Source organism: Pseudocalidococcus azoricus BACA0444 (genome assembly GCF_031729055.1).
Lineage (GTDB): Bacteria > Cyanobacteriota > Cyanobacteriia > Thermosynechococcales > Thermosynechococcaceae > Pseudocalidococcus > Pseudocalidococcus azoricus.
Genome location: NZ_JAVMIP010000018.1, coordinates 20,998 through 44,739, shown reverse-complemented (window position 1 = coordinate 44,739; position 23,742 = coordinate 20,998). Strand labels below are relative to the sequence as shown.

Sequence of the window (23,742 nt, the reverse complement as noted above, 5' to 3'; positions counted from 1 at the left end):
AAATTGGAGCTTGATAAATCAGGTGAGTATGGGCTTTGCAATAAATTCCATCAGGATTGCCGCATCATGTTCTATAGTCATTTCGCTTAGGAATCAAACCCCAAAAGATTTGAAACCATGACGAGCCGCCGCCTTAAATGTCCCAGTTTTGGCAGAAATAACTATACCTAGCCAAGTAAAGTCTCTGAATCAATTCTTAATCAAAAAGGCTTTAGTTGGAGAAACCTGTCGAACTACCCCCAAATTTCCCCAACTCAAACAAGCCTGAGTCCGTTAAGGAAACTATGGAAGTTGAAATTCTCCTTTCAGTTGGCTCACCCAGGCCTGGATGCGGGAGTCGGTTAATTCCGCTTGATTATCCTCATCCAAGGCTAGACCCACAAACTTACCATTTTTGACTGCCTGAGATTCATTAAAGTCATAGCCCGTAGTTGGCCAATATCCAACCGTCTTTCCCCCTAAACGAGAGATTTCTGCCTCTAAAATCCCAAGGGCATCCATAAAGTTGTCAGCATAGCCCACTTGATCCCCAGGTCCAAAGTAGGCCACCTGTTTACCGGCAAAGTTCACGTCCGCCAAGTCCGGGAAAAACGCCTCCCAGTCACTTTGGAGTTCGCCAATATTCCAAGTCGGACAGCCAATGATCAAGCAGCTATAGTTAGCCAAATCATCGGGGCTGGCCTGGGCAATATCCTGAACCTCCACCAGATCCCCACCCCAGGCCTGGGCAATTCTCTCGGCAATATCGGCCGTGTTTCCCATTTGGGAGCCATAAAACAAACCAATTTTTGTCATCCGAGTTTCTCCAAATACAACTTGTTGATCAGGCAAAAGTTAAAAGCAAAATCTAAACCTAAAAATCGAGAGATTTACTTCTAGCTTCTGCCTTGTTCCTGGCTACCTAGACATCACTAATGGCATCAATGGCCTGGGAGATGCGCCGAAAATCAAACCCCATCGCCCGTAAAGCGTGCCAGAGATGACCTTGGAGAAAGAAGAATGCCAAGAAGAAATGAGCATTAGCCAACCAGGCTCGGGCTGTGTGGACTCCATAGGGAAGGTCGGTGGCGGTGTCGGCAAAGTATGGGCAAATCCCTAAGCGAATTTCCAGCGGTGGGCCGTAAAACTCAGTTGGGTAGGCTAAGGTATTCACGGCACAAAAATAGGCCGCCACAAAACCCGCCAAGGCAATCCCGCCCAAGGAATAGGACAGAATTGCTTCCCCTGAAAAAATAAGTACCTTACGGGCCCAGGGTAAGGGGGGAACTAAGATATGCCAAATACCCCCACCAATCAGCAAAATTCCAACATAGAGATGACCACCGACTAAATCCTCAAGGCTACTAATACTGGCAAAGTGGGTTTGATAGCCGTAGATCACTAGGGGGTCAAGGGTCGGTTGGCTAATGATGCGGACGGTTTCCGAGGTGGCATCGTACAGTCCCCCCCCATACATCGCCTTAGCCACGAGCAATAAAGCTCCAGCCCCCAAAAAGAGCAGATGATGGCCGAGAATAATCCCTAACTGCTTGGGGTCATCCCAGGCAAAATGAAAGCGGCGGGCCTGGCCTTTAGCCGTTTCAAGACTTTCAGGGGCCCGCAGAATATGGAACAGTGCCCCTGCCCCCAAAACTGCCGAAGCAATCAGATGCACAACCCCCACCACAAAGTAGGGATAGGTATCTGTCACCTGTCCACCATCGCTAATGCCCAGGCCCAGGGTGGCCAAATGGGGCAGGAGAATCAGGCCCTGCTCACCCATGGGCTGACTGGCATCAAACAGAGAAATTTCGTAGAGGGTAAACGCCCCGGCCCAAAACACCGTCAGTGCTGCTTGGGCTACATGGGCCGCAATAAACAACCCAGACTTTTCCGCAAAGCGCGCATTACCGGCCCACCAGTCATAGTTAACGGTTGCCTGGCCATAGGTCTGCATCCCCGCACTGGCAGTCATCGGCCTGGGTGGAGACGATCCAGTTAAGGGATCCGTTACCACAGTCATAGAGATACACCTCACTAATGAGAATAGTTTTGATCAATTTAGAGAAGTCACTCAAATCCGTTTTGACAAAGAAGGATAATTGACAATTCCGTTCCCCGTTGGACAGTCCTGAAAATGATTAGGATCAGGGCATAAGATTAAACCCTCGGTTTTAAACCCGGGCTTTTCGATGCAACCCAGCCTAAGGAGTCGTGAATTGGGAGAGAACAATCATCCTTCTATTGAAATAGATTCTCAATAACTTCTAGGCAATATCGTAAAGCATTAGATGCAAGTAATTATCAATAAGAATGTAACTTTTTATTAAGAAGTGGTAACAAGACGAGCTAGTCCTGGAGTTTGGGGTATTAGCAGTCCGCTTAATAGTTCTTCATCTCTCAGGTTAAGAATTACCCCAAAAGCAGGATTGACAACTGTCGGGGTGATAGGTTTGGCCCATAAAGTTCTACTTAAAATCTCTGCACGAGCCAAGGTTGGGTTTTAAGTCAGAAAAGGTTCTAAAACTTTGAGGTACTGGAGGAAAACTGTTATGGCTGGTCAATTTCCGGTCTTAAGTCGCACAGTCCGGCTAACGCAACCCGTTGTTGGCAATCGAAAACTGTTGCTCTTAATCACCGTCAACACCCTAATTGTTTTTCTGGGCTATTCTGCCTATCGGATTGGCCTGGAACGGGCTCAACATCCTGCTTTTCGAGATGTCCCTAATGTGACCTATCCTTACCAAGAGTTTAAGCCCTAGGTTACCCCAGCCTGATTGACCAAGCAGCTCGCTCCAATGCAGCCGGGAGAGACCAGTGCGGTAGAGTAGAAACAGTGATTGCCGCAAACCGATGACCTCCCCTGTAATTGACTTGGCTGCCTTAGAAAAACAACTCAATGATCTGCAAGGGACGGCCATTGCTAGTATTACGGCGGCCCAGTCCCTAGAGGAACTGGAACAATTCCGGATTGGTTATCTCGGCAAAAAGGGGCAACTCTCAGCCATTCTGGGGGCAATGGGTAAACTTCCCCCTGCTGATCGGCCCCGTCTCGGCGCGTTGGCCAACATTCTCAAAGATGAAGTCCAGGCCAGTCTTGAGCAAAAAAAAGTAGCCCTCCAAACGGCCCAAATCGAAGCTCAACTCGCCGCCGAGACCCTTGATGTCACGATGCCAGGTTGTTACCGTCCCCAAGGCCGGATTCATCCCCTCAATGCCACGATGGATCGGATTATTGATATTTTCATTGGCCTGGGCTACATAGTGGACGAAGGCCCAGAAATGGAAACGGATTATTACAACTTCCAGGCCCTGAACACCCCCGAAGATCATCCGGCCCGAGATATGCAGGATACGTTTTATTTGCCCGATGGGAACCTGCTGCGGACGCATACCTCCTCAATCCAAATTCGCCACATGGAGTTGAACGACCCCCCGATTCGGTTGATTGCCCCCGGCCGCTGTTTTCGCCGCGATACGGAAGATGCCACCCATGCCGCCGTCTTTCATCAGTTGGAGATCTTAGCGGTGGATGAAGGGCTGACCTTTACGGATTTAAAGGGAACGGTGAAGTCCTTTTTGATGGAAATCTTTGGGGATGTCCCGATTCGGTTTCGGGCCAGTTATTTCCCCTTTACGGAACCCTCCGCCGAAGTAGATGTGGAATGGAACGGCCGCTGGCTGGAGGTGATGGGGTGCGGCATGGTGGATCCCAATGTCCTTAAAAATGTTGGTTACGATCCGGAAATATATAGTGGTTTTGCGGCTGGCCTGGGAATTGAACGGTTTACGATGGTGCTGCACCAAATTGATGATATTCGCCGCCTCTACAGCAGTGATCTCCGGTTTCTCCACCAGTTTTAATGACAGTTCTACTCTCTCACAACAGCCTGGGTAACGGGATAAATCCTCAACTACGAGGGTATAGTAGTCTTGCCATAATACTCAGGTAAAATGGGCAAAACTTAATCACGATGACATTACAGGGATGAGAGTCTTGTGAGTATGCCACGTCTATTGGTTGTCTTGAATGGGAAGGGCGGAGTCGGGAAAACCACAACAGCGATCAACTTAGCAGCGACCTTTGCCGAAACCCAGAAAGTTCTTTTGGTAGATGCAGATCCCCAGGCCTCGGCTACTTGGTGGTTTCAACGCCATGGTTTACCGATGGATTTTGATTTGGCTCAAGAACAAGACCCCAAGCTCCTGGGTAAAGTGCGGCAACTCCCCAACTATGACTTGATTGTGGTGGATACTCCCCCCTCCCTATCGGCCAACTCCCTGGCTGCTGTTGTTCCCATCGCCGATTACCTCCTCCTGCCCACCCAACCCGCCCCCATTGACTTAGCTGCCCTGATTGAGACTATCAAAGCGATTGTTCAACCTAGCCATGTGCCCCACCGTGTCCTGTTAACCCAAGTGGATCCCCGCAGCATTCCGGAAGCCTTAGAAGCTCAAAATACACTCCTCCAATTGGGGATTGCCACCTGTCATGCCTTTATTCGCTCCTACAAAGCCCACCAACGGGCAGCCCTGGATGGAGTCCCCATTACCCAGTGGAAAGGAAATCACGCCAAAGAAGCCACTGCCGACTATCGCCGCGTTGCCGATGAAATCCAAAGAGATTGGCGCACAGCTTAACAACTGAGAGCCGTTAACATTCATAAAACAGCAACCAAAGTTAAATCATTGTTGCGTAACTCTGAGGCTCCCCAAGCTTTAGCGATAAACTGATGAAATAGGCAGACAGTTTCCGCTGCCCTCTGCCCCTAAACTATTGCCACCTGATTTCTGAACCATGCTCAATCCCAACCTGGATGCTATTCAACTAGAAAAAGACGAGTACGAACGCTATTCTCGACATTTGATTTTGCCGGAAGTAGGCTTGGATGGCCAAAAACGCTTGAAGGCGGCGCGAGTGCTCTGTATTGGGACAGGGGGCCTGGGTTCACCCCTCCTCCTCTACCTAGCAGCAGCCGGCATTGGGCATCTGGGGATTGTTGATTTTGACATTGTGGATAGCTCCAACCTCCAACGCCAGGTTATTCATGGCACATCCTGGGTCGGTAAACCAAAGATTGAGTCGGCTAAAAATCGAATTTTAGAAATTAACCCCCGTTGTCAAGTCGAGCTTTACCCCACCCGTCTCAGTGCCGCCAATGCCCTGGAAATTGTTGCCCAATACGACATTGTGGTGGATGGGACAGATAATTTCCCCACTCGCTATCTCGTTAACGATGCCTGTGTGCTCCTTAACAAGCCGAATGTCTATGGCTCGATTTTTCGATTTGAGGGCCAGGCCACGGTCTTTAACTATCAAGATGGCCCCAATTACCGGGATCTCTATCCAGAGCCACCGCCCCCAGGCCTGGTTCCCTCCTGCGCCGAAGGTGGGGTTTTGGGGATTCTCCCCGGCATTATTGGGGTGATTCAAGCCACCGAAACCATCAAGATCATCCTTGGGCAAGGGACAACCCTGAGTGGCCGTTTGCTGTTATTTAATGCTCTGGATATGAAATTCCGGGAATTACGACTGCGGCCTAACCCCGTCCGCCCGGTGATTCAGGAATTGATTGATTACGAAGAGTTTTGTGGAATTTCCCAAGCCAAGGCAGAAGAGGCTAAACAAATGGCAGAAATGCAAGAAATGACGGTGACTGAATTAAAACAACTGCTCGATAGCGATGCCGATGACTATCTCTTAATTGATGTCCGTAATCCCAATGAGTACGAAATTGCCCGCATCCCCGGTGCTGTGCTGATCCCCCTACCAGAGATTGAAAATGGAGGGGGAGTTACGAAGGTTAAAGAACTCCTCAACGGTCATCGTTTGATTGCCCACTGTAAGATGGGGGGACGCTCTGCCAAAGCCTTGGGAATTCTCAGCCAGGCCGGCATCCCCGGAATTAATGTCAAAGGGGGGATCAATGCTTGGAGTCTAGAGGTTGATCCCGCAGTTCCGACCTACTAAGTAGGTTGCCTCCATGGCCCTGGTTCACCGGTCACCCCATTATCCCCGTAGTTTTTAACGATGACGAATCCAGCTACAGGCCCACTACCCGAGCGGGGCGGAACCAGCCTTAGCCGCTCCTCAGATGACATGACGGTGGCTTTGTTGGCAACGACTCTGGATCAACTCCGGCAGCAAACGGACTTGGCGGCTTTATGGCCCTTGGTGATTGATTTTCTCTGCCAATTATCGGGAGTCCATCTGGTTTGGCTGGCAACTTATCAAGGGGCTGATCAATCTCTCCAGGGGCAGGGGGGACAGACCGCAGTGGGGACTCCAAACTTCTTAAAGCAACGCTTTCCCGCCACAGCAGGGGGCCTGTTGGATCAGGTGATCATGCAAAAACATCCGGTCTCGGTTCCTGATTTACAGGCTGAACCACGGGCTGGGGAATGGTGTCGGGTGGCGAAAAAACTGCGGATCCAGGGCACAGTTGTGTATCCCATTGGTGCCAGAGAGGATTGCCTCGGCCTGGTTTTGATTGGCTCCAACCACTGGGGGGAAATTCTCCGGGGCCAAGAACAACATTTGGTCGCGATCCTCTTATCGGGCTTGACCCAAGAAATCTACCGTTTAAGGGCTTCCTTGCCTCGCTCAAGGGCTACGGCTGCTCCCCAGGCCATCCCGGCGGCCGCCCAATTACCACTAGTCAGTGACCTACCGCCCCCCCTTGACCCAAGCCCGCCTCCCCTTGATGCCACCTTAGCCAGTCAACTATTACAAGAGGTAAGCCAAACCCCTACGGTCACAGCCCGAATTGATGCCCTCCTCCAACGGGTACATCAGGCCCTCCAACCCGCCCACACCAGCCTGTTTACTTGGCAAGCAGAAACCCAAGACTATGTGCGCCGCCGGACGACTGCCGATAAGCCCCTGCCACGGGAAAATGAACGTAAGACTGTCCTGATTTCGGCCCAGGTGATTCCGGCCTTTTGCCAAACCCTCCGCAGTGGTCAGGTTGTGGCCATTAGTGATGCCCATAGCCTAGTCAGTTCCCAATCCCCAATTCCCCTCTTGCAATTACTGAAAGCAACTGCCATCTTAGCTGCACCCGTAATTTTGGGAGAGCAACTCTGGGGGTTCTTAATTGCTGATATGCCCCAATCTCGGATTTGGTCAGAGGCCGAGCGGCAAATGTTACGGGTTGCGGCTCAGTTTGTCGCCCTCTTTGCCCCTGTGGAAATGGCTGAATCCAAGTTAGCCCAAGCTGAGGCAGCCCGAGAATTAGCCAGTGGTCTCACCCAGGCCATTTGTTCGGATCAAGATTGGCAAGGGGTATTACGCCAGGCCTGTGAGCAACTGGTGAATCACCTCCAAGCCCAAGCCACGCTTCTGGTTCGCCACGACCCCGATACGGGTACTTTCACCGTTGTGCATCAATACCCACTCCCTAGGGGCCGGGCTGGCCTGGTCAAATTAGCGGCCTTGAGCAGTTTAGATTGGCGAAACCTATCCAATAAGCCTGATCCAGAAGTCATTAATGATTTAGCCCAAGACCTACGGTTGATTAGTTGGCACCAAGCCCTATTGAGCCTCCATTGTCCGGCTTGGCTGGTCATTTCCACCCAGGCCACGGGCACACCAAACCACTTTCTCTTGATTGGTCGCAATACTGGCTCGGCCTGGTTGGAGTCGGATTTACAGTCAGCCCAAATCATTGCCCGCCAATTGGGAGTTCTCACCCAGCAATGGCAACTCCAACAGCAAACCCAGCAACAGCAACATCTTTACCAGGCCCTCCAGCGGGGCTTAGTGGCGATCCAAAAAACCCAAAATCTAGAGCGGTTAGAGTTGGCCAGCATTCAAAATTTGATGGAACTGCTCCAGGCCCCCCTAGTGGCTTTGATTACCTGGCAGCCCGGCCAAACCCAAGGTTGGATTATTGTCCCACCCCAAGTTCTACCTAAGTTTAGTATTCGCGCCAACTACGAAATTGATATTAACCGCGATCCCCTGATTCAGGCCGCCTTGGAAATTTCCCAGGCTGATGCATCTACCTTTCTTAACCATCCCCACCCTTACCCAGAGGTAATTCAACTCGGCCCCACTGATCTAGCTCCAGAAACCCGGGAATGGCTCACAGGTCAAGAAATTGGTCAAGTTTTAGCCATGGCCCTGCGTACGGATCCGGAGTACCAACCCTCAGGAGTCATCATTGTTGCAGACCGCCAAGATCGCAGCTGGCCCCCGGCCTATTTTGAAGCCCTGATTACCCTCGTCAATCACTTGGCCTATGCCCACCGGAGTATTTCCTTATCCAACGTTCTAATTGAGGGCTGGCAGCGGTTAGAGATGCTCAATTGGTATAAACACCGGCGAATTGAAAATCTCTACCGGGATCTGGGTGGGACTTATCAGCAACTGTATCAGGGGTTAACGAGTCATCCTCCTGTGGCTCCCTCCCAATTAGCTCGCACCGGTCAGCAGTTTCAAAGCCAACTCACCAGCTTAGTTCCCCTACTGCAACAGGAGGCCTGGGAGTTAAAACCGACTATGGGACAACAGCAAGAATCCCTCGGCCTCTCGACATTGTTGAGACGTTCCCTTGAGCGGATTGAGTCCCTCGTCAAGCAAAAACAACTTTGGACACAGGTACATAATCCAGAAATGCTGTCGGTAACGGGGGATATTGCCAAAATTGATTTAGTTTTGCAGGAACTCTTACTCTGCGCGGCCCAACGCTCCCAGGCCCAGGGCCGGATTGATATTTGGTGCCAGGCCATTGATAGCCAGTGGCTTGAACTTTCCATTACCGATGATGGCCAGATTGACCCCCGCCTACTGATTGATCTTCACCATCGAGAACACCTGGATTGGTTGGCCCCCTCCACCCTCGATCAACCCCCTGGGCGACATCTGCGGGCTTGCTTTGGAATTGTTGCCCAACTAGGCGCAACCCTAGACCTGTATAAACTAGAGGATGACCGTGTCTTGAGTCGATTGATTTTACCCTTACAGGTTTCGGCCTAAGTTGCCCATATCCCTCATTTGCACCCGTGACTACCCCCACAGATCTCCAACTCAGCAGTTACGATTACGAGTTGCCCCCCGAACTGATTGCCCAGGCCCCCGCCGAACCCCGCGATAGTTCCCGATTGCTTGTCTTTCGCTCCGGGGAAATTACCCATCATCAGTTTCGAGAGTTACCCCAGTTTTTACACCCAGGCGACCTCTTAGTCCTGAATAACACGCGGGTGATTCCAGCCCGGTTGCGGGGGCAAAAAATCGGTAAAATTCCTGTCCCGGTGGAGGTCTTACTCCTGGCTGAAAAAACACCGCGCCAATGGCTAGGTCTAGTCAAACCCGGCAGACGCATCCGCCCAGGCCATCGCCTCGAGTTTCGGGATCGGACAGACCAGGACAAGATTTATCGGGCTGAAATCCTTGCCTATGATCCCAAAACCCGTGGTCGCCTGATGGAGTTTGATTTACCCCCTGGTGAACGACTTTTAGATCAGCTTGACAACTTCGGGGAAATGCCCCTGCCGCCCTATATTGATCGCCACCCGGCCTGCCCTGAGCAATACCAAACCGTCTATGGGCAAATTCCTGGTGCAGTGGCGGCCCCAACCGCAGGTTTACACTTTACCCCTGGCCTGTTAAAAACTCTCCAAGATGGCGGAATTAACCATTGTTTTGTTACTCTCCATGTTGGCCTGGGCACGTTTCGCCCCCTGGAATTGGAAGATGTCACCCAACATCAACTCCACCAGGAATGGATTGAAGTTAGTCCGGACACCGTTGCCCAAATTCAGAAAACCCAGGCCAGCGGGGGCCGGATTATTGCTGTGGGGACAACCGTTGTTCGCTCGTTGGAAACCGCTGCCCAAGGAGGACTACTTGCCCCATTTTGCGGAGAATCTAACCTGTTTATCTATCCGGGTTATCAATGGCAAGTGGTCGAGGGTTTAATCACCAACTTTCATTTACCCCGCTCCAGTTTGTTGCTTTTGGTCAGTGCTTTAATTGGCCGACAAGCCTTACTAGACCTCTATCACTTGGCGATCCAGGCCCGCTATCGGTTTTACTCCTTTGGTGATGCCATGCTCCTGTTACCCTAGAGACTGTCCCAGCCCTTTCCTGGTTTTCCCTGGGTTTGGGGGGCTGTCTTTACCCAGGCCTGGGGGCGGAGGGGATAGACAAGGGGCCTGAGACTGCCTATACTGAAGTTCTAAATTTTCTGTTGAGATTCCGCCACAGGAGGCCAGCATTTCTGAACCACTCTCCCTCACGGTAAGTTTACGAGGCACCCGCGAGATTAGGGACAATTTGCAACTGTTTCGCCTCACTGGTTTAATTGATGCCTTTTCTGAACCTGCTTTTCGGAAAGTCTTGACCAAGTGCATTGAGGAAGGGCCCAAGCATTTGATCCTTGACCTCTCGAAAATTGAGTTTATTGATAGCTCTGGCCTGGGGGTCTTGGTGCAGTTGGCCAAAAAAGTCCAAGACGGTGGCGGGACTTTGCAAATTGTCAGTAATCCCCGTGTCACCCAGACCGTTAAACTGGTGCGGTTGGAAAAATTCCTTTCCCTACAACCGGACTTGAGTACGGCTCTAGCCAACATCGAAACTGCTGACTCGGCTGGTAAATAATCGGTAAATAATCAGTTCCAGTTCTTCCTAATTCCCCAGTCTCCCACGCCATGACAGCGTTCGGTCATCCATTGTTGATTCCAGGGCCGGATCGCCAGGCTTTCCCCAATCATTACCCGACTCCGGCCTTAGCCTACTTGGGAGATAGTATTTATGAATTATTTATTCGCTCCCTCTGCTTAGACCCACCCCGGAGAATTGCCGATTATCATCGCCTTGTGGTGGAACATGTCAAAGCCGAAAGCCAGGCCAAGTACCTACAAAATATTTTGGTGCATCTCACTCCCCAAGAACTGGAAATTATCCGCCAGGGACGGAATGCAGCTACTACTGGCCCCAAGCGGGTTTCTGCCCAAATCTATCAACAGGCCACAAGCCTCGAAGCTCTTTTAGGCTATTTATACATTTCCCAACCGAGTCGGTTAACAGAAATTCTGACCCTGCTCCAGGCCGAGATATTGCTGAGCGATGCAGCGACTTCTGCCCCGTGATCCCAAATTAAATCTGGAATTTCAGCAAGTCCTTGGGGTTTACCGAGTTAATCATTGTTGCAAGGGCGCTCAAATTCGGCCGGAATTAGAACGCAACGACTAGATTGGAAGAGACGACTGGGAGAACCGCATCCTATGAATTTATTGGATCAACTGCGCCAAATGACTGTGGTGGTGGCCGATACCGGTGACATCCAGGCCATTGAACAATTTACGCCCCGGGATGCAACCACCAACCCCTCCCTGATTACCGCAGCGGCCCAAATGGGGGAATACCAGGCCATTGTGGACGAAACCTTACTCAAAGCCAAAGCAGATTTAGGATCAGCCGCGACTGAAAAAGAAATTACCTCCCTGGCTTTTGATCGCTTGGCTGTAGCCTTTGGCTTAAAGATTCTCCAAATTATTCCCGGTCGGGTTTCCACGGAAGTTGATGCTCGTCTCTCCTACGACACCGAAGCTACCATTAAAAAAGCCCGCGACTTGATTGCCCAATATGCCGCCGCCGGGATTGGCCCAGATCGGGTCTTAATTAAAATTGCCTCCACTTGGGAAGGGATTAAGGCTGCGGAGGTGCTGGAGAAAGAAGGAATTCATTGCAATTTAACCCTCCTCTTTGGCTTACACCAGGCCATTGCTTGTGCGGAAGCAGGTGTGACCTTAATTTCTCCCTTTGTCGGGCGGATTTTAGATTGGTATAAGAAAAGTACCGGCCGCGCAAGCTATGCCCCCCAGGAAGATCCGGGCGTAGTTTCCGTCACCGCTATTTACAACTATTACAAAAAATTTGGCTATCACACCGAGGTCATGGGGGCTAGTTTCCGCAACATTGGTGAAATTACCGAATTGGCCGGGTGCGACCTGTTGACCATTTCCCCAGCCCTGCTTGCCCAACTCAAATCCACAGAGGCCGAACTGCCTCGCAAACTGGATGCAACAAAGGCGGCTGGCCTGGAGATTGAGCGCATTTCCCTAGATTGGGCCACCTTTAACCAAATGCACGCCGCTGATCCGATGGCCTCCGAAAAACTGGATGAAGGCATCAAAGGATTTACCAAAGCCCTCGAAACCCTAGAAGACCTCTTAGCCCGGCGTTTAGCCCGTCTGGAAGGAGAAGCCACCCTCACCCATGCCACGGAAGATATTTTTCATGTCTATGACCTAGATGGGGATGGGATTATTACGCGGGAGGAGTGGCTCGGTTCGGATGCGGTCTTTGATGCCTTGGACACCAATCAAGATGGCAAAGTTACCCCAGAAGAAATTGGCGCGGGCCTGGGGGTTGTTTTGCATCTGGCTAAGGTGGGTTAGGGCATAGCCGGATTCATAGCAGCCTGCACAAGGGCAATCTCAACCAACGGGCCAGAACATCTTGGCTCCAGTAAAGTCCTGAGAAAGCGAGTGTCAATTTTTCCAGTCTTATCCCATTACTCATTGAGGGTGAGAGGGGAACCCGTCAAAAAATACTGGATGGGCAGTCTTGGCAGCATTGCTACCTTCTCAGAACAGTCTGCCTAAGGCAATAGGTAATGGTATCACTGAGGACTGGTCTAGGGTCATTTTAAGGGTTTGCAGGGCTGCCTGTAATGGCTCTCTAGCGATCAGTGAGATGTTGTTATGCGTCCCCCCCTGAACCCAAAGATGAAATTTAGGCGCGTTAGCTGCTGCATAGAGGGCCTGGCCATGGGCAAAGGGAATGACTTCATCGGCATCACCATGGATGATTAAGATCGGTATCTGAATTTGTGGGAGTTTGCTTAAATTCGTAAACTTGTCAAAAGGAAAGATTGGGATGGGTGAGACAACTTGAAAAGCAGAGGTAAAAGTACTTTCTAAAACCAAAGCTGCTGCCTCTACTTCTGTCGCCAGATGAGTTGCCACCCCACCCCCGAGGGAGCGGCCATAGAGAATGATCCGATTTGGCGGAATCTTCAGAGTTTGGGTTAGGTAGGTATAAGCTACTAGGGCATCCCTATAGGCATGAGTTTCTCCAGGAACGCCGGAGCTTTGACCATAGCCCCGATAGTCATAGGCAAAAATGTTAAATCCCCAGGCCCGCAGTTGGTTTAAAAAGGGGCGAATATCCCCAAGGTCTTCAGCATTACCGTGACTGTAGAGGATCGTCCACTGGGCCTGGGGATTGGGTAAATAGAGGGCGGTAATGAACTCTTGATTGGTAACGGGGATTTGGATAAATTCGCTGGTAATTTCATAACTGGGGGCCTGGGGCTGAAAGATCATCTGATCTGCCCGAAAGAAAATATAAATGGCTACAGTCACATAGACAAAAAGGATTGACTTGAGGAGTCGCCACCAACTGAATTCTCCAATCAACCATTTTGAGGCCATAGGTTTATCAAAGTTATAGCGTTACGCAGGCTGTTCCGAGAGCGTAGAAATGTTAAAAAACTGACTATCAAGCATTTTCTGACTGATCTCCCTCTTACCCTCAAGGAATAACGCTATAGAATTTAGTGATTCACAATCATTCAATCGCCTCACTAAAGAAGCCCACAAGATAAACAATATTGACCCAGATGGTACAGCCGCTTAAATAGACCCATTGAACCCCAATGAAACTATCTATGGTCAGCCAATTTATAAGTCCACCTGGCGAAGACACTAGGAATAGTGCTCCTTAAGGCTATTCACAGAACCTGAATAGACCAGGCCCCGCTGCACATCCAAGGTCAGAATGGTTCCTTCTCGAATAATGTCCGTAGCATTTTTGACCCCGACAATGACCGGAATCCCCAAGCGTAGGCCCAACACCGCGGCATGACTGGTCAAACTTTCTTCTTCGGTAATAATCCCGGCGGCTTTGCGAATTACCTCGACATAGTCGGCATTAGTCCGGGATGTGACCAAAATCTCTCCTGGATTAAAGGAGCTAATTCGCGCCCCCTCCAGAATTACTCGGGCTGGCCCACTCACAGAACCATGGCCAATTCCTGAGCCTCGCCCCATAATTGAGGTGACAATTTCCACCTTAATCATGTCCGTTGAGCCAGAAACCCCCTGTAATGTTCCGGCGGTCATCACGACCAAATCCCGTTCCGCCAGCAGGCCCCGTTCTTGGGCGGTATTAATTGCCACTTGGAAGGATTGCCGAATTGAACCTTGATTGAGGGTGAGTAAGGGTTCAACTCCCCACACCAATTGCAGGCGGCGGGCAATATCGAGTTGGGGCGTTGCGGCCAGAATTGGAATTTGGGGCCGAAACTTAGAAACATTCCGCGCCGTGGCCCCAGTTTTTGTTTGGGTAATAATTGCCTTGGCATTGAGTTGGGCCGCCACCTGACCCACGGCCTGGCTAATGGCATTGGGAATGGATTGGCCGGGAGCTGAGGCCGGAGGAGACCGATGCAGTTGGGCCTGGTCATCCATCCGCATGGCAATCCGGGCCATGGTTGCCACCGCCTCCACAGGGTATTGGCCCATTGCCGTTTCGTTAGACAGCATCACCGCATCAGTCCCATCTAAAATCGCGTTGGCCACGTCCGAGATTTCGGCTCTTGTTGGCCGCGGGGAGTTAACCATGCTATCGAGCATTTGGGTGGCGGTAATGACTGGAATCCCCAACCGATTAGCCGCTGCAATCAGCCGTTTCTGCAAAATTGGGACATCTTCGGCTGGCAGTTCTACGCCCAAATCCCCCCGCGCCACCATCACCCCATCACAGACCGAGAGCACTGCCTCCATTTGTTCGATGGCTTCGTGTTTTTCAATCTTGGCAATCACAGGGACAGATTTCCCCGCCGCTGAGATCAGTTCCTTAATTTCCAACATATCCTGGGGATTGCGGACAAAGCTGAGGGCAATCCAATCTACCCCTTGGTTGAGGCCAAACATCAGGTCGGCCCGGTCTTTTTCGGTTAAGGCTTTAATGGACAGGTAAACCCCGGGGAAGTTAACCCCCTTGGCATTGGATAACTGCCCCCCGACCACAACTCGGCAGTAGAGTTCCTCTTTGATTTTGTCTATACTTTCAACGACCATCTCCACCCGCCCATCGTCCAGGAGGATTGTTGCTCCGGGGGGGACTTCTTTGGCGAGGGGTGGATAGGTAATGGTGCTAATGGTTTCATTACCCAAGAGAATGCGACTGGTGAGGGTAAATTTATCCCCAGGCCGAAGACTGATCTTGCCATTTTCAAATTTACCCAGACGAATTTTCGGGCCCTGTAGGTCTTGGAGGATACCCACGGGCTGATTGAGTTCATAGGAAATTTGGCGAATTAGGCGAATACTGCGTTGATGATCCTCATGGCTGCCGTGGGAAAAGTTAAGGCGTAGGGTAGTCGCTCCGGCTTCAATAATTGCCCTTAACAGTTCTGGACTACTGACAGCGGGGCCAACGGTGGCAACAATTTTTGTTCGACGTTTCAGGAAGCGACTGGGCATTGACAAGGAATCGGCGACTAGAGATAACTTCAGATTAGAGCATATAGCGTGACACAGGCTGATCCATTGGCTGCAAGAATCCCAAATTGTGGATGGGGCAATTTTTCCATCATGTCCTCTATCCCCAAGCCAAGATGGGGCGAGCGATGGAAAGCATCCTGTGACCAGGCAACTAAGATGTTCAGGGGGCAAGGGCTGGCCTAACAAAAAGAAATGGAGAGAGAAATTAAGCCTCTCTAGTCAAAAATAAATATTTATTAAGTTAAGAGCAGGAGTTTTGTTACAAATCACCCAGGCCAGGTGGAGCAGATCATTATGGGGTTTACCGACTTTGATCCAACCTACATTGCTTTAATATCAAGGGATTCAGGGTAACTATACTCGGAATTGAGAGCAACAACAGCAATAAGCAGCGAAACATGGCCGAGAAATTTGCCTGAACAGTTGTCAAGTTTTGTAAAGAATGTTAACTTATGTAAAGAAGCTAAAAAGTAAAGCTAAATAACGGAGCGAAATATGAGAAGCGGTTCTATTGTTGACGACCAAGGTAAGATGAACAACTTTGCGATTGAGCCGGAAATGTACGTCATGAACGAGTCTCAGTCAGGATTTACCCCCTATGCTGAATTGTTCAATGGTCGTTTAGCCATGGTTGGCTTTATCTCATTGTTGGCCTTGGAAGTTTTCACAGGCCACGGTCTCATCGGCTTTCTGACTAGCCTCTAACTTTTATGCCTCTGGCAGGCTAAGCCAACAGGGTTAGGGTAGTGACGATTCCCGAGCCTGATGACATAAATTTCGTCAACAAAATGTCTTTTAATCTCTCTCTTTAGACATAGCTTGCCAAGTTTCTTGATGTCGTTGATGCGGCTAGAGAATTTGGGGGCTATTTTTTTTGCATCTAGGATCTTGGGATTCTCCGGCTCTATCCTTGCTAGTCTGGAAAATGGGTGTTTGCCAATGCTTGGATTCCAGGCCTGGTGACCTTAGCTTGTTTTTAGAGGAAAGAAAGCAGTCATGGAGACTAATTTACCCGCCCTGTATTTGGGTGTTCTCCTCATTTTGTTGGCAGCCGTGGGCTGGTTTGTATTTCGGCAAATTTTACGGACGCGCCGGATCGAAACCGCCTTATCTCGTCTCCAGGCCAAGTTAAAACAAGAAAAAGGCACAGCCCAAGAATATTTTGAATTGGGTAGTATTTATCTGAATAAGAAACTGACAACCCAGGCCATTCCCCTGCTCCAAAAAGCCCTAAAAACAGCCGAAACCGATCCTACGGCGATCACTGCCCCCATCTATAACGCCCTCGGCTATGCTTACTTTGTTCAGGATCAATACGATTTAGCCATTCGCAACTACAAAGAAGCCCTGAGCCAAGACCCAGCCTATGTAACAGCGGCCAACAATCTCGGCCATGCCTACGAGCGGAAAAGCTTAGTCACCCAGGCCCTGGAAGCCTACGAGCAAGCCTTAGGGGCTGATCCCAACAATGCCGTGGCCAAACGTCGGGCCAATTCCCTCAAGAAACGCATCCCCGCCTAGACATTTCTCCCCTACTCATAATCTCAGGGGTTAATGCCAGAGGAGTAGGGACTGGGAATGAGGAATGGATACTCATTTTGGCTGGTAAACGGGGCAAGCTGGAAAAAGTGATGATCCGAGAGTCTCTGCGCCATCCTTATCCCCAAACAGATCAAAAGTCGTTGGCTCAAAAACAAATTAAATCTAAAAAAAGCTAGCTTTTGCGTTTCCCCGCTTAGGATCAAAGTGACAGAAATGGCGGAGAAAAGATTGTGACCAAGGTAAAAGTTGCCATCAACGGATTTGGACGAATTGGGCGACTCGTGCTCCGGGCTGGGTTAGGACATCCCGAAATTGAATTTGTCGGCATTAATGATTTGGTTCCGCCTGATAATCTGGCCTACCTGTTCAAATATGACTCTACCCATGGCCCCTATGCCGGAGATGTAAAAGCAACGGCAGCCGGGATTGAGGTCAATGGGCAATTAATTCAGTGCGTGGCGATTCGCAATCCGGCTGAACTCCCCTGGCGCGAGTTTGGGGTTGACTATGTGGTGGAATCAACGGGCTTGTTTACGGGCTATGACGGAGCCGCCCAACATCTCCAGGCCGGGGCCAAGCGGGTGATTATTTCTGCCCCTACTAAGGATTCTGAACGAGTTCCCACCTTTGTCATAGGGGTTAACCAGCATCAATTTAATCCTGCCACTGATGTCATCGTTTCCAATGCCAGTTGTACGACCAATTGCCTGGCCCCCATCGCTAAAGTCATTCAGGATCATTTTGGCCTGGCTGAGGGTTTAATGACGACAGTTCATGCCATGACAGCGACTCAGCCCACTGTAGATGGCCCTAGCAAAAAGGATTGGCGCGGCGGGCGCGGGGCGGCCCAAAATATTATTCCTGCCTCCACCGGGGCCGCTAAAGCTGTGACCTTAGTTTTGCCTGAACTGAAAGGGAAATTAACGGGGATGGCATTTCGAGTCCCAACTCCCAATGTTTCGGTGGTTGACCTGACCTTTCGGACGGATCGCCCAACTTGCTATGCCGAAATTTGTGCAGCGATGCAAACAGCGGCGGCCGGTGAACTGGCGGGAATTTTAGCCTATACGGAAGATGCAGTTGTTTCCACTGACTTTACCACCGACACCCATTCCAGTATTTTCGATGCCACCGCTGGGATTGAGTTAAATGCGCAGTTTTTCAAAGTCGTGGCCTGGTATGACAATGAGTGGGGCTATTCCTGTCGGGTAGTGGATTTGATCCTGCACATGGCTCGCCAAGAGGCTTTAATCTAAGTTCAGATGTACCTGTTTTGCACTTGTGCCCCAATGATTCGATATTCTGGAAAAGCGATACGTTCAAGATTGGGGTAGGAAAACTCGTGAACTTCCAGGCCGTGATTGGAACCTTGCATCAATTTTGGGGAGAGCGGGGTTGCTTGATTGCCCAGGCCTATGACATTGAAAAAGGCGCGGGGACGAAAAGTCCACATACCTTTTTGCGAGCCTTGGGACCGGAACCTTGGGCCGTGGCCTATGTTGAACCCTGTCGGCGGCCGGGAGATGGACGGTATGGCGAAAATCCCAACCGTTATCAGTACTACTACCAATATCAAGTTCTGATTAAGCCCTCACCGGACACCATTCAGGAGGTTTATTTAGATTCACTGCGGGCCTTGGGCATTAAACCCGAAGAACATGATATTCGCTTTGTCGAGGATAACTGGGAAGATGCGGCGGTGGGGGCCTGGGGCACAGGTTGGGAGGTTTGGCTGGATGGGATGGAAGTGACCCAATTTACCTATTTTCAACAATGTGGGGGGTTGGATTGTCGTCCGGTTTCCATTGAAATTACCTATGGACTGGAACGTTTAACCATGTATTTGCAAGAGGTGGATGCCATCGCCAAAATTCAGTGGAATCAAGACCTAACCTATGGGGATGTGCATTTACAGGGAGAAATTGAGCAATCCACCTATAACTTTGAAGCTGCCAACCCAGAGATGCTGTTTACTTTGTTTAACCTATACCAAACGGAAGCAGAACAACTGATTGCCCGGAAGTTAGTCCTACCCGGCCTGGATTATGTCCTCAAATGCTCCCACACCTTTAATTTGCTCGATGCAAGGGGGGTTATTTCTGTGGCGGAACGGACTCGCTACATTGGTAAAATTCGACACTTAGCCCGGCAGGTGGCCCAACTCTACTTAGAGCAACGCCAAGCATTAGGCTTTCCCCTCCTAACTCCCTCCTGATAGCGTGATGCAGGCTGTTCTAAGAGAGTAGAACTGTCAAAAAGACTGCCGATCAAGCATTTTCTGACTTGTCCCCGTCTCACCCTAAATCAGTAATGCCATAGCTGGATAGCAATTTGCAGCCCGATGATTTTCTGGCATTTCCAGGCCTGAGAGTGAGAAATAATAGGCTAAAATAGACATTGCCGATTAAGTCAGGATTTTAAATCGTGCGGGCATAGTTTAGTGGTAAAACCGCAGCCTTCCAAGCTACTGATCGGGGTTCGATTCCCCGTGCCCGCTTAGTCTCTCCCTACTTTTCTCTTAATCTTATCGGACAGGAATTTTATAAATGTCTCGGAGTTCTTCTAGGGGTATTGCTGTTATAGCCCAAAAATCCCAGGCCGGGTCAAATAAATCTATGGCTGTATCATGCCCCCGGGCCCAGGCCTGCCAGAATTCCTTGGGATCTAATGCTCCTTGGGCAGATCCGGCGACATCATTAAAAGCAATCCCTAAATGCCAACTGTAAATTACGGGCAAGATGTGGCCAGCCATTGGTTTTTGACGGTGCATGGCGGCGGTAAAGGTAGAAACGAGAATTTCTCCAGCGGGTGAGGTGTCATAGCCTGCCAGCAAATGGATACAGTCGTGGGGAACAGCAAATCTGGCATTTAAGCCCCTAGGTTCTCCTGGAAACCCATAGGCCTGGGCTTGATAAAAGTCCCAAAATTTGTAGCCAAGGGTGTCGGCGGGGAGTTCAGCTAGGGCCTGGAAACGATCTACTAAGATCGGGTCACTCCTATGTTGATAGGGTAATAACCAGGCGGTGATGTCGGCTCCTGCCCAGGGTTGCCCGATAATACTCTCAATGTTTCGCTGGCTCATATCCGCTAAAATCCAGGCCCATTGGCGGCGGGTGGTGGCAACTAAATCCTGAATGTAGTCTGCATGAACTTCGAGGGCATCGGCATAGGTGAGAACGAGGTTGATTTTGGCTTCATCCACTACCCCATCCACAAAGGCCATCACGGTCAGCAGTTGCAGGGCTATTTCCCGTTGGCGTGGATTGGGTAAACGCGCAGCTAACTGTTGGGGGAGAATTGGAGGCAGTTGATGCCAGTCTCTGAGTTCAGTTTGAAAAAGATAGTGGCTACAGGCCTGGAGGCTGGCGATGTCGGCTGGGGTTAATGTCCGGGTTCCCCCCAACAGCGCAATTTGGGCCATCCCACTGAGAATCCCCTCTCGTTCTCTAGCAATAGCTGTAATTTCCATAGTTGTGTTCGTTTGGACTGTAATGATTGAGTTGATATAGCAAACATAAATTGTTCATGAGAAGACACCATACATATGAAGTTGCCCAGAATGCAGTGTAAAATGATCGATAAACCATTCAAATAACCACTTAACAGCCTTAAATGTTGGACATAAATACCAGACTTGTTTCAGTTCTCTTGCATCAGGATTAGAACGAATAAATTCACGCAGGCCAGAGATTCTTTCTGAGATTATTTCGACTCATGATGATTAACCGTTCATGTTTTTATAGCGTTACTCATTTAGGGTTAGACGGGGACAAGTCAGAAAATATTTTATGGAAAGTATTTTAACATTTCTACTCTCTCAAAACAGTCTACGTAACGCTATATTGACCAGCCTATAAATTTATGATAATCACTTTACCGCTGCAATCTCAAATGAGGTTGCTATATATTTATAGTGGTAGGTTAAGAGTCCGAGTCATGAGGTTTAGGTGGTTTTCTTTTCAAAGTTAGGGACATTGGGATAGACATCGGCAATATTTTCCCGAATCGTATTGGGATCGTTATTCGCAAAGTTAGCAATGTCAATTTTCTTCATGAAGGTGACACCCGGCTTTTTAATGATGTACTCCAGAAATTCGTTAAAGGTTTGGACGTGCTCGGGGCGTTGGAGGCGATCATGCATGGTTACAGCCATCATCCGGCGGCGGTAGGCCGATTCTTCATAGAGGCGGTCAAAGGAGTTTTTCAGTTCAATTAAATATTGTTCTGATGAAAAAAACCGTGCTTCATAGGCCCGAATATCGTTCATATAGACGGCGTATGGAACCACGACAATGGTTTTGCCATTCAGTAATTTGACAATAAACGGTTCATCCCGGCTGACATCATCAATGTGATAAAGAAAGCCCAAATCATTCAAAACATTCAGGACATTCACAGATCCCCGCAGGCCAGGTGCGTTATAGCCCACAGCGCGCTGCCCCGTCACTTTGTAGATCATGTCCACATTGCGTTTAATAAAGGCTTTTTCCTCGTCAAAGGTCATGTTAAATTCGTTGTCCCAATTCCAGCCGTGGGCCGCCGCCTCATGACCGCGTTGGACAATTTCCCTGGCCCGATCCGGATACATTTCCACCGTGCGGCCGGACATATGGGAGGTGATTTTAATTTTGTATTTATCTAAAACATCTAAAATCCGCGGCACGCCCTCTGTGTAGCCATAGCGATACCAGGTGATGGTCGGCAAATCATAAATTCCGGGGGGTGGGGTGAAGTTGCCAAAGGGGGTAGGTGCGCCAGTTGCCGGTTGGGATCCAGTTTCAAACATTAAGGAGAGGGAGACTGGCATCCGGATTCCATCGGGCCAAAATTGTCCGGGTTTAACGGTATTGGATCGGGTCTGGGCCTGGGCTGATTGAGGGCGCATCATGGCATAGGTGGCAATGGCTCCGGCTCCGGCGGCTAATCCTTGTTTGAATAAATCACGGCGATGCATGGTCGGGGTCTCCTTTAGGGGTTAAATGTGGTGGTGATGGCGTTAAAAATTTCTTCCGGCGCTTCTTCGGGAATGTAGTGGCCACACTGTTCAATCAGATAGCTGGTCAAGTTTTCACAGTAGGGAGCCATGCCGTTATAGATCAGGGTTTTGGTGGCAAATTCACCGCCCATGGCAAAAATTGGCTGCGTAAATTTTGTTTCAGGAGCCAGAGTATTAGCGGCCATGGTTTCCTCGAGGGCAGCATACCAAAGAAATCCGGCTTTCATCGCCCCGGGCTGACTGTAGTATTTGGCGTAGTAGTCCATCACCTCTGGGGTTAAGTTCTGCTTGCGCTTAGATTTATTGGTGAAATACCAACTCAGATAGTCGAGTTCTTTGCCCGCCACCAAACTATCGGCTAAATCCGGGACTTTGTGGAAGTAAAACTGCCAGACTTTGGCTGCATTCACCACCCCAAAAAAGTCGGGACTAACCAGGCCAGGGATCGCTGCATCAATCAACCCCGCCCCTAAGATTGCCTCTGGAAAGGTTTTGAGCACCGTAAAGGCTACCCAGGCCCCGACATCATGACCAACTAAATAAAACTGGGAAATGCCCTTAAGCTCGAGAAAATCTTTAATTTCTTGGGCAGCCGTGCCGCAGTCGTAAGGGCCAGCCGGAATATCAGAGTCACCCTGCCCCCGCATATCAAGGGAAATGACCCGGAACTTTTCCCCCAACTGTGACCAGAGCAATCGCCAGGCATAAGAGGTTTGGGGCCAGCCACCGAGGAGCAAGAGGGGAGTGCCTTGGCCACCTTCAACGGCATGGAGGGTTGTAGTCCCAACTTCGGTAAACGTATGTTCAAAGCCAGGGGGTAAATCAATCGGAATAAACGGGTCTCTCATCGGGTTGCCTGATAAGTGTGCTGTAGAAAATTGAGGCCGTCACGGGCAATTTGTTCGCTGCTGTCGGCTAGGGGTCGCCAAACTCGGGCTGCGGTGGCCAAGGCTTGATCCTCACGATTAAAACTTTCAATCACAATCCAACCCTGAAAATTAATATTGTCTAAAGCTCGAAACAACTCCGGCCAGGGCATGGTGTCCGTCCCCGGCGTTCCCCGATCACAGGCACAGGCATGGACGTGGAAACATTTCTCCCCGGCGGCCAAGAAGGCTTTCACGAGATCTTTTTCTTCAATGTTCATGTGAAAGAGATCCAGCAACAGGCCCAGTTGAGCGCAACCAATTTGATGCAACAACTCCAGGCCCTGCGCCACGGTATTTAGAGCATAGCCTTGGAACCGATTTAGGGGTTCAATCGCCAATTTAATCTCAGTTTTAGATAAAGTATCGGCAATTTCTGTGAGGGCCTGGTGGAGTCGGGGTGTTTCTTCCGGTTGTAAAGGCTTTCCGGTTAAGTAACTGACGGGATGAATCAGCGGCCCCGAAAGTTGGGTAATGCCACAGGCCTGGGCAAAGGTAATGGCATCTTGGACATATTGCACCGATTTTTGCCAACAGTCTGCATCCTCACTGGTCAAGGACAAGCCATTGGGCATACTTGTACATAGGGTTAATTCAATTTCATACTCATCCCGATAGCGTTTGATCGTTTCTGGAGCAATATCGGCAAAGTAATGGGTCGAAATTTCTACGCCATCAAATCCCCAGGCCTGGGCTTGCTCAAAAATATAATGCTCATTTCCGAAAAACTCTTGTTTCCAGATGAATGAATGAACCCCAAAGCGAATTGCAGCAGCCATG

21 protein-coding genes and 1 tRNA gene are annotated in these 23,742 nt (G+C 49.9%); 14 read left to right on the top strand and 8 right to left on the bottom strand.

The window, feature by feature from the left end; genetic code table 11:
- Positions 1-282: 282 nt before the first annotated feature.
- Both fldA and RIF25_RS13985 read right to left on the bottom strand, forming a co-directional pair.
- A complete protein-coding gene (fldA, locus tag RIF25_RS13990; RefSeq protein ID WP_322879145.1) occupies positions 283-795 on the bottom strand; it encodes a flavodoxin FldA in 513 nt (170 codons plus the stop codon).
- A gap of 106 nt (positions 796-901) precedes the next feature.
- Positions 902-1,936: a chlorophyll a/b binding light-harvesting protein gene (locus RIF25_RS13985; protein WP_407682433.1), complete on the bottom strand. Its 1,035-nt coding sequence runs from the start codon at positions 1,934-1,936 to the stop codon at positions 902-904.
- Positions 1,937-2,531: 595 nt separating this feature from the next.
- On the opposite strand from RIF25_RS13985, the gene RIF25_RS13980 reads away from it, so the two are divergent.
- The 9 genes from RIF25_RS13980 to RIF25_RS13940 all read left to right on the top strand — a co-directional run bounded on the left by RIF25_RS13980 (position 2,532) and on the right by RIF25_RS13940 (position 12,384).
- On the top strand, positions 2,532-2,741 hold the full coding sequence (locus RIF25_RS13980) for a hypothetical protein (protein ID WP_322879143.1): 210 nt from the start codon (positions 2,532-2,534) through the stop codon (positions 2,739-2,741).
- 91 nt (positions 2,742-2,832) lie between these two features.
- Entirely contained in the window at positions 2,833-3,843 is a 1,011-nt protein-coding gene (pheS, locus tag RIF25_RS13975) for a phenylalanine--tRNA ligase subunit alpha (RefSeq protein WP_322879142.1), read from the top strand.
- A 141-nt stretch (positions 3,844-3,984) separates the two neighbouring features.
- Positions 3,985-4,620: a ParA family protein gene (locus RIF25_RS13970; RefSeq protein WP_322879162.1), complete on the top strand. Its 636-nt coding sequence runs from the start codon at positions 3,985-3,987 to the stop codon at positions 4,618-4,620.
- Between the two features lie 157 nt (positions 4,621-4,777).
- A complete protein-coding gene (gene moeB / locus RIF25_RS13965; RefSeq protein ID WP_322879141.1) occupies positions 4,778-5,950 on the top strand; it encodes a molybdopterin-synthase adenylyltransferase MoeB in 1,173 nt (390 codons plus the stop codon).
- A 60-nt stretch (positions 5,951-6,010) separates the two neighbouring features.
- Complete coding sequence (locus RIF25_RS13960) at positions 6,011-8,959, top strand: GAF domain-containing protein (protein ID WP_322879140.1); 2,949 nt, start codon at positions 6,011-6,013, stop codon at positions 8,957-8,959.
- A 26-nt stretch (positions 8,960-8,985) separates the two neighbouring features.
- The gene (gene queA, locus RIF25_RS13955) at positions 8,986-10,050 is read left to right on the top strand and encodes a tRNA preQ1(34) S-adenosylmethionine ribosyltransferase-isomerase QueA (protein ID WP_322879139.1); all 1,065 of its coding nucleotides are present in this window, start codon (positions 8,986-8,988) and stop codon (positions 10,048-10,050) included.
- A 148-nt stretch (positions 10,051-10,198) separates the two neighbouring features.
- Positions 10,199-10,582, top strand: a complete 384-nt coding sequence (locus tag RIF25_RS13950) for an STAS domain-containing protein (protein WP_407682432.1) — start codon at positions 10,199-10,201, stop codon at positions 10,580-10,582.
- Positions 10,583-10,632: 50 nt separating this feature from the next.
- The gene (locus RIF25_RS13945) at positions 10,633-11,073 is read left to right on the top strand and encodes a Mini-ribonuclease 3 (RefSeq protein WP_322879138.1); all 441 of its coding nucleotides are present in this window, start codon (positions 10,633-10,635) and stop codon (positions 11,071-11,073) included.
- Between the two features lie 135 nt (positions 11,074-11,208).
- Positions 11,209-12,384: a transaldolase gene (locus RIF25_RS13940; RefSeq protein WP_322879137.1), complete on the top strand. Its 1,176-nt coding sequence runs from the start codon at positions 11,209-11,211 to the stop codon at positions 12,382-12,384.
- A 189-nt stretch (positions 12,385-12,573) separates the two neighbouring features.
- Here RIF25_RS13940 and RIF25_RS13935 read toward each other — a convergent pair whose 3' ends face one another.
- Both RIF25_RS13935 and pyk read right to left on the bottom strand, forming a co-directional pair.
- Positions 12,574-13,422, bottom strand: a complete 849-nt coding sequence (locus RIF25_RS13935; RefSeq protein WP_322879136.1) for an alpha/beta hydrolase — start codon at positions 13,420-13,422, stop codon at positions 12,574-12,576.
- 273 nt (positions 13,423-13,695) lie between these two features.
- Positions 13,696-15,477 carry a pyruvate kinase gene (gene pyk, locus RIF25_RS13930; RefSeq protein ID WP_322879135.1) on the bottom strand — a complete coding sequence of 594 codons (1,782 nt, stop codon included), beginning with the start codon at positions 15,475-15,477 and terminating at the stop codon, positions 13,696-13,698.
- 516 nt (positions 15,478-15,993) lie between these two features.
- On the opposite strand from pyk, the gene RIF25_RS13925 reads away from it, so the two are divergent.
- The 5 genes from RIF25_RS13925 to RIF25_RS13905 all read left to right on the top strand — a co-directional run bounded on the left by RIF25_RS13925 (position 15,994) and on the right by RIF25_RS13905 (position 19,537).
- A complete protein-coding gene (locus RIF25_RS13925; RefSeq protein WP_322879134.1) occupies positions 15,994-16,203 on the top strand; it encodes a chlorophyll a/b-binding protein in 210 nt (69 codons plus the stop codon).
- 291 nt (positions 16,204-16,494) lie between these two features.
- Positions 16,495-17,019, top strand: a complete 525-nt coding sequence (locus tag RIF25_RS13920) for a tetratricopeptide repeat protein (protein ID WP_322879133.1) — start codon at positions 16,495-16,497, stop codon at positions 17,017-17,019.
- A gap of 251 nt (positions 17,020-17,270) precedes the next feature.
- Positions 17,271-18,296, top strand: a complete 1,026-nt coding sequence (gene gap, locus RIF25_RS13915) for a type I glyceraldehyde-3-phosphate dehydrogenase (protein ID WP_322879132.1) — start codon at positions 17,271-17,273, stop codon at positions 18,294-18,296.
- Positions 18,297-18,382: 86 nt separating this feature from the next.
- A complete protein-coding gene (gene glyQ / locus RIF25_RS13910; RefSeq protein WP_322879131.1) occupies positions 18,383-19,255 on the top strand; it encodes a glycine--tRNA ligase subunit alpha in 873 nt (290 codons plus the stop codon).
- Between the two features lie 211 nt (positions 19,256-19,466).
- Positions 19,467-19,537, top strand: a tRNA-Gly gene (locus RIF25_RS13905).
- A 27-nt stretch (positions 19,538-19,564) separates the two neighbouring features.
- Here RIF25_RS13905 and RIF25_RS13900 read toward each other — a convergent pair.
- From RIF25_RS13900 to RIF25_RS13885, 4 genes are all read right to left on the bottom strand, one after another.
- Positions 19,565-20,509, bottom strand: coding sequence for a hypothetical protein (locus RIF25_RS13900; RefSeq protein WP_322879130.1), 945 nt, complete (start codon positions 20,507-20,509; stop codon positions 19,565-19,567).
- Positions 20,510-20,983: 474 nt separating this feature from the next.
- On the bottom strand, positions 20,984-21,994 hold the full coding sequence (locus RIF25_RS13895) for a polysaccharide deacetylase family protein (protein ID WP_322879129.1): 1,011 nt from the start codon (positions 21,992-21,994) through the stop codon (positions 20,984-20,986).
- A 14-nt stretch (positions 21,995-22,008) separates the two neighbouring features.
- Positions 22,009-22,884 (bottom strand): alpha/beta fold hydrolase, encoded by an 876-nt coding sequence (locus RIF25_RS13890; RefSeq protein WP_322879128.1) that lies wholly within the window; start codon positions 22,882-22,884, stop codon positions 22,009-22,011.
- Positions 22,881-23,741: a sugar phosphate isomerase/epimerase family protein gene (locus RIF25_RS13885; RefSeq protein WP_322879127.1), complete on the bottom strand. Its 861-nt coding sequence runs from the start codon at positions 23,739-23,741 to the stop codon at positions 22,881-22,883. Before RIF25_RS13885 ends, RIF25_RS13890 begins: the two co-directional genes overlap by 4 nt.
- Position 23,742: the final 1 nt, after the last annotated feature.